Origin of the sequence: Okeania sp. SIO3I5, from assembly GCF_010672085.1 — a bacterium.
Classification (GTDB): domain Bacteria; phylum Cyanobacteriota; class Cyanobacteriia; order Cyanobacteriales; family Microcoleaceae; genus Trichodesmium.
Map to the genome: position 1 here is coordinate 1 of NZ_JAAHHT010000397.1, position 5,296 is coordinate 5,296.

The 5,296-nt window shown below is 35.1% G+C and carries 5 protein-coding genes and 2 pseudogenes; 2 read left to right on the forward strand and 5 right to left on the reverse strand.

Translation table 11 applies throughout. The annotated features are described in order from the left end of the window. Positions 1-691: 691 nt before the first annotated feature. On the reverse strand, positions 692-1,558 hold the full coding sequence (locus F6K40_RS38540; RefSeq protein ID WP_293145081.1) for a phosphodiester glycosidase family protein: 867 nt from the start codon (positions 1,556-1,558) through the stop codon (positions 692-694). A gap of 287 nt (positions 1,559-1,845) precedes the next feature. Here F6K40_RS38540 and F6K40_RS38545 point away from each other — a divergent pair, with 287 nt between their 5' ends. Together F6K40_RS38545 and F6K40_RS38550 are read left to right on the forward strand one after the other, a co-directional pair. Continuing rightward, positions 1,846-2,079, forward strand: coding sequence for a hypothetical protein (locus F6K40_RS38545; protein WP_293145084.1), 234 nt, complete (start codon positions 1,846-1,848; stop codon positions 2,077-2,079). Positions 2,080-2,280: 201 nt separating this feature from the next. Then, on the forward strand, positions 2,281-3,015 hold the full coding sequence (locus F6K40_RS38550; protein WP_293145087.1) for a GTPase: 735 nt from the start codon (positions 2,281-2,283) through the stop codon (positions 3,013-3,015). Positions 3,016-3,185: 170 nt separating this feature from the next. Here F6K40_RS38550 and F6K40_RS38555 read toward each other — a convergent pair. From F6K40_RS38555 to F6K40_RS38570, 4 genes and pseudogenes are all read right to left on the reverse strand, one after another. Continuing rightward, positions 3,186-3,439 (reverse strand): annotated as a pseudogene (locus tag F6K40_RS38555) (NrtR DNA-binding winged helix domain-containing protein); the annotation flags it as partial. Between the two features lie 156 nt (positions 3,440-3,595). Next, positions 3,596-3,859: pseudogene (locus F6K40_RS38560) on the reverse strand (NrtR DNA-binding winged helix domain-containing protein); the annotation flags it as partial. A 187-nt stretch (positions 3,860-4,046) separates the two neighbouring features. Then, positions 4,047-4,772, reverse strand: a complete 726-nt coding sequence (locus tag F6K40_RS38565) for an NUDIX hydrolase (protein WP_293145090.1) — start codon at positions 4,770-4,772, stop codon at positions 4,047-4,049. Next, a partial coding sequence (locus F6K40_RS38570; RefSeq protein WP_293145093.1) for a nicotinate-nucleotide adenylyltransferase occupies positions 4,760-5,296 on the reverse strand: 537 nt, incomplete at its 5' end. The genes F6K40_RS38565 and F6K40_RS38570, both read right to left, overlap by 13 nt.

Genomic DNA, 5,296 nt, shown 5'->3' on the forward strand with positions numbered 1-5,296 from the left:
CTCATAGTTGTGGAGCGACTGTGTGGATTGAGACTTTAGCAACGGTAACTGTCTTTAATTTTGATGGTACGGTGCAGCGGGTTGATAGTAGATGGGTTTGGGAAGAAGAGGAAATGTGGAAAATTAATAAGAAAAGTATTGAGGAATTAATTAGGATTTCTTGATTAAATCTCAAAAAAATCAAAATATGGGTAAAAGTTTATCGGTTGTAAGCATTCAGCTATTAGCAGTTAGCTAGATCCCATGGGAGTTGCAATAATACCCTGCTTTTAAGGCTATGCTGTAAGCAATAGCTGATAAATGCTTATGCCGGCATTAATTGTATAGCGCTACTTGAAAAGGGAAAAGGGAATAGGGAATAGGGAATAGCAGATTGTGAAAAGGTTTTCCTAGGTCATGCTGCGCAAACAGGATTTAGAAATGTCCTAACCTTAATGTGTAGTGCTATATAAGTGCTTATCCAAAATTAATTACAAATTACTATTAGACATCTCCAATCTTATTCATAAATTATCAATTCTTTCTCCGATTTAAGTGTTTCGGGTTAAGTGTTTCCTCTCTCAACTAGGAAGTTTATTTTTGATTTTGCACGACTACTTAGCTGAGAGTTTATGGCTGAATACTTACCATTTTTTAAGCGTAAGTAGTCTTGAGTTTTTAATAGTTAATCCTACTATCCTAGATTACTAAATTATTCTGCTTTCTTTCTGACTTCATCTCCACTGAAAATAGCAATCATTTGAGGGATAGTTCTTGATGAATCTATATAAGTATTTCCCTGACAAATTAATTGTGTTGAACCTCCACCATCTAACATGATTACTTGAGTTGCGCCGAAACTTTTCAAAACTTTAGCAGCGTGAGGTTGAGTTGCTTTTTTGGAAGTAAAAATTAAAATTGTTTCATTTAGGCGATCGCTATCTTTATCTTTGACTCCAATAAAGGTTCTACCTGTTTTATTTTCTACTCCTTTATCTGCATTTTCCTGTAAACCAACAATAAAATTAGGTGCTGTTGATAATTGGAGATTATTTGGCTGAAATTTAGTAATTAATGCTCTATCATTCCAGACTTCTAGGATTAACTTTTCATCGGGAAATTCTATTTCTCCGGCATAACCATCACTAATTATAATTCCATCTGACTTAACAGGAAATGCTAATCCTGTAGAGGAGTTTTGATCGTTTCTAAAAAATTGACTGTTAGTGATGCAAAATAAACTTGAATTTTCTGAAAATAAGTTAGACCATACTTGTGATATTGTCTGACGTTTAAATTGTGGCTCGTTACCGCCGTAAGCTCCTTTTTTAGTACCTAACTCTGTGATTTTTCCGTAGATAAAATTAATTTTTGCGCCTTGAGTTAGATCGACAACTTGTAGATAATCTAAATCTTTTTGATAAAGAGTTGTTCCCTGAGAATTGTTAATAATTTGGAAACCAAGAGATAGAGGGTTTTGTGATCTACTTTCGGCATTTTGGGCAGAAAATAAGTTTATTGTTATTAGGAGGAGAGTTGTTAAAAATAATCCGGTTAAAGTTAGAGTTTTTTTGTTCATTAGTCAAAGTAAGGAAGAAGACAGGAGGAAAAAAGAGAAACAATGAGAGACATAGCTAGAATACTTCAAAAGTTTGGTTTTTATCCAGTTGGCCGAATTTTAATCAACAGCAGGGACATAGTTAGCTAATCGCCGTTTTACTCTATAGAGTTTTTGGGAATTAAGCCAAGCAAAAAAAATGACTAAAACCTTTATCAGGCAAAGCTTATAGGGATTTTTTTGTCTTTAATCCTGATAACCTTATTATTTTGAGAATTTTTAATTAAATAAAATTTTGGAGAAGATTTATGACAGTAAGTCCTCGTAGGTATACAGAGAACAATGACCCTCCCGCAGAGAAAGATCCGCCTACCCCTTTTTGGTACGGTCCGATTAATTGGGCTATACGGAACAAAGATGAAATAGACGCTGTGGGAAATGTTTTCCGTGCTGTTAATGCAGTTACCACGACTGTTGCAAACATTTGGGATCTTGGAACAACCTTTTTGGAAAGAGCAAAAAAAGATAAAAATGTTTCTTAATACTTTTGACTAGATAGTGCAAAGTTCTAGGAATGACTATCGTTAGCTAAGGCTTTCAGCTATCTAAAAGTTAGGGTAGTGCTGTAAGCCTTTTCTAGTGATACTTTCAGTCTTGAAAGCAAATCGTTTTTTAGAAGAACTTTGTACTCTCCAGTATATGTTTAGTAATCATCATAATTTTCAAGGAACATTACATTTATTATGGTAGAAAGGTCGTTAAGTCAGCTTCGCAATAACTTAGATGAGCGGTTACGAAAGCAGGGAATTACACCATCAGATCAGCCATTTGAAACTCTTAACTTGGCAATGGTTGGTGCAACTTCTGTCGGCAAAAGTAAAACCATCAATGCTTTAATTGGACACGATGTTTGTACTATTGGACATGTTGGCAATACTACTCGAAAAGCTGGTTGGAATAATGTTAAGCTTACTGAAAGTGTTCAGCCTGATTTTCGGCTTCTTGATTTGCCGGGTTGGGGAGTAAGTCGCAGTGTTGATGCAGATTATAAGTTTATTCTTCAGGATAACTTGCCTGAAGCATATGCAGTACTTTGGATTATGAAAGCTGATGCGATTGGTACTTTAGCATATGATCTTGAATGGATTTCAGAGGTTGTAATTCCAAATGTAAAACATGGATTTAGGAGCCTTGTACTTGGTATCAACCAGGTTGAAAATGTATTTGACTATAGCATGCGCTCAACAGGTAAGCCTTCAGAAAAGCAACTAGACATAATTGAGGAAAAGTGTGCGCTGATACATGATGAGATTAGAATTCATGTTGGTGATCTTGAAGTGTGGCGTATTCAACCTTATTCAGCTAGCAAGGGGTACCGACTATGGAGTCTTCTTCACGCCCTTGTCTCAGTAGCAGATTCGTATGGTTGGGTGTTACAGCTGATATCCGCTCTTAAAGCTGAAGAAAGTAATCAATGATGCAAGAAAGCACTCATTGTGATGTACTAGATTTAGGCAGTCGAGAGGCGATCTTCCTCATTTAACCATTTTGAACCCGAGTCTTGATTTCTAAAGGTTTTTGGTTTCTTTCTAACACAGGACTTACGCAAAAGACGAAGTTATAAACTATTTGTAGGGGTTAACGGCCGTTAACCCCTAATATATTTGGTGGTTATGCGTAAGTCCTGATGTTTATCTTTTACCAAAGCAAACGCTTCAACATCAAACCGATAAAGACTAGCTGGTCTACCTGCTCCCGTGATATTTTTACCCCAGTATCAGATCAGAAACCTCACTTTAATAGTCTGGCACGAAAATTAGAATAATCGGAAAAATTGTTTCCTAAAATACTTGCATAAAGTTGATCTAATTCTGCTCAAGTAAACTCTTCGGGTAAAAAATCATCTCTCGCTCAACCCAGAAGCTTTAATACTGAACGGAATATTTTTTTCATCCTCTGGAAAGAGGAGGCTTGAAACTCTATTTTTTTGAGAAGTCAGGAGTTATGAGAAAGAAAGGATTTGAACAGCATGAACTTTTCAATTTTTATTCATTTAGATCAACTGTCAAATCTTCTATCCCAAGGGATTTTCAAACTATTCATTAAAGGTTTATCCTTTACCAAAGCAAATGCTTCAAGATCAAACCGATAAAGACTAGCAGGTCTACCAGCACTCCGTGATGTTTTTATGCCAGTATCAGATCAGAAACCTAACTTTAATAACTTGCCACGAAAATTAGAATAATCGGAAAAATTGTTTCCTAAAATACTTGCATAAAGTTGATCTAATTCTGCTCAAGTAAACTCTTCGGGTAAAAAATCATCTCTCGCTCAACCCAGAAGCTTTAATACTGAACGGAATATTTTTTTCATCCTCTGGAAAGAGGAGGCTTGAGACTCTATTTTTTTAGGAGTCAGGAGTGATGAGAAAGAAAGGATTTGAACAGCATGAACTTTTCAATTTTTATTCATTTAGAGCGACTGTCAAATCTTCTATCTCAAGGGATTTTCAAATAAACATTAAAGGTTTATCCTTTACCAAAGCAAATGCTTCAATATCAAACCGATAAAGACTAGCAGGTCTACCAGCACCTCGTGATGTTTTGATGCCAGTATCAGATAAGAAACCTAACTTTAATAGCTTGGCACGAAAATTAGAATAATCGGAAAAATTGTTTCCTAAAATACTTGCATAAAGTTGATATAATTCCCCTAAAGTAAACTCTTCCGGTAAAACATCAAAAGCAACAGGACTATACTCAAGTTTATTTCTTAATCTAGAATATCCATACTCAATAATTTTTTGATGGTCAAATGCTAACTGAGGAATTTTTTCAACAGGATACCAACGAATACTTGTCACCCCATTAGCAATTAATTCTGCTTCTTCAAATCTCACTAGAGCAAAATAACTGACTGATAAATATCTACAATTATAACTAGATTCTCTAGGGTCACGACCAGGACCGCCAAAAGTATATAATTGTTCTAAATATAGATTTTTAACCCGAATTTTTTCTGCCAATATTCTGTATGCTGCTGCTTCTAAAGATTCACCTTTTATTACTAATGTACCTGGTAAACTCCAGTAGTTAATAAATGGTTCTTTTTGTCGCATTACTAACAAAACTAAGAGGCGGTTTTGTTGAGTATCAACGGAAAAAATTACATTATCTACCCCTACTTTAAAGTCTGCTTTATTATTTACACTTTCTCTGTTGCTTACTTCTGCCATTGGTATAACTTCTGCTGATATATATAATCTTTAATAGGAGGTGTAATAGTCATTTCGTCTCCTTGTTCGCGATATGCGGATGAGGAAACATTCGGAACTTCTAAAGAAGCTATTTTTACTCCTGTATTTAGTTCCTTTAACTTCTGCAAATCTGTCTTTTCTGTTGTAATACCTTTTCGAGGTACTATTAATAATTCTACTTTTTGTAAAAGTTCTTTTACTTGATACCAATTTGGTAATTGTTTGACTAAATCTGAACCTACTACTAGGGTGAATTCGGCATCATCCCATTTTTTTATGGCAAGTTCAACGGTTTCTAAAGTCCGACGACTACTTAATTCTTGATGTACAAAAATATTGTTTTGATTGGAGTCAATATTTTCAATCAAAATAGATAACATTGTCGAACGTTGTTCTAGGGATGTTTGATGAGATTTAAAGGGATTATCTGATGCCCAAACTACTACTTTATTGAAGTTTTGGGAGAGCCATCTGACAATTGTTTCATGTCCTGCTGTTGGTGA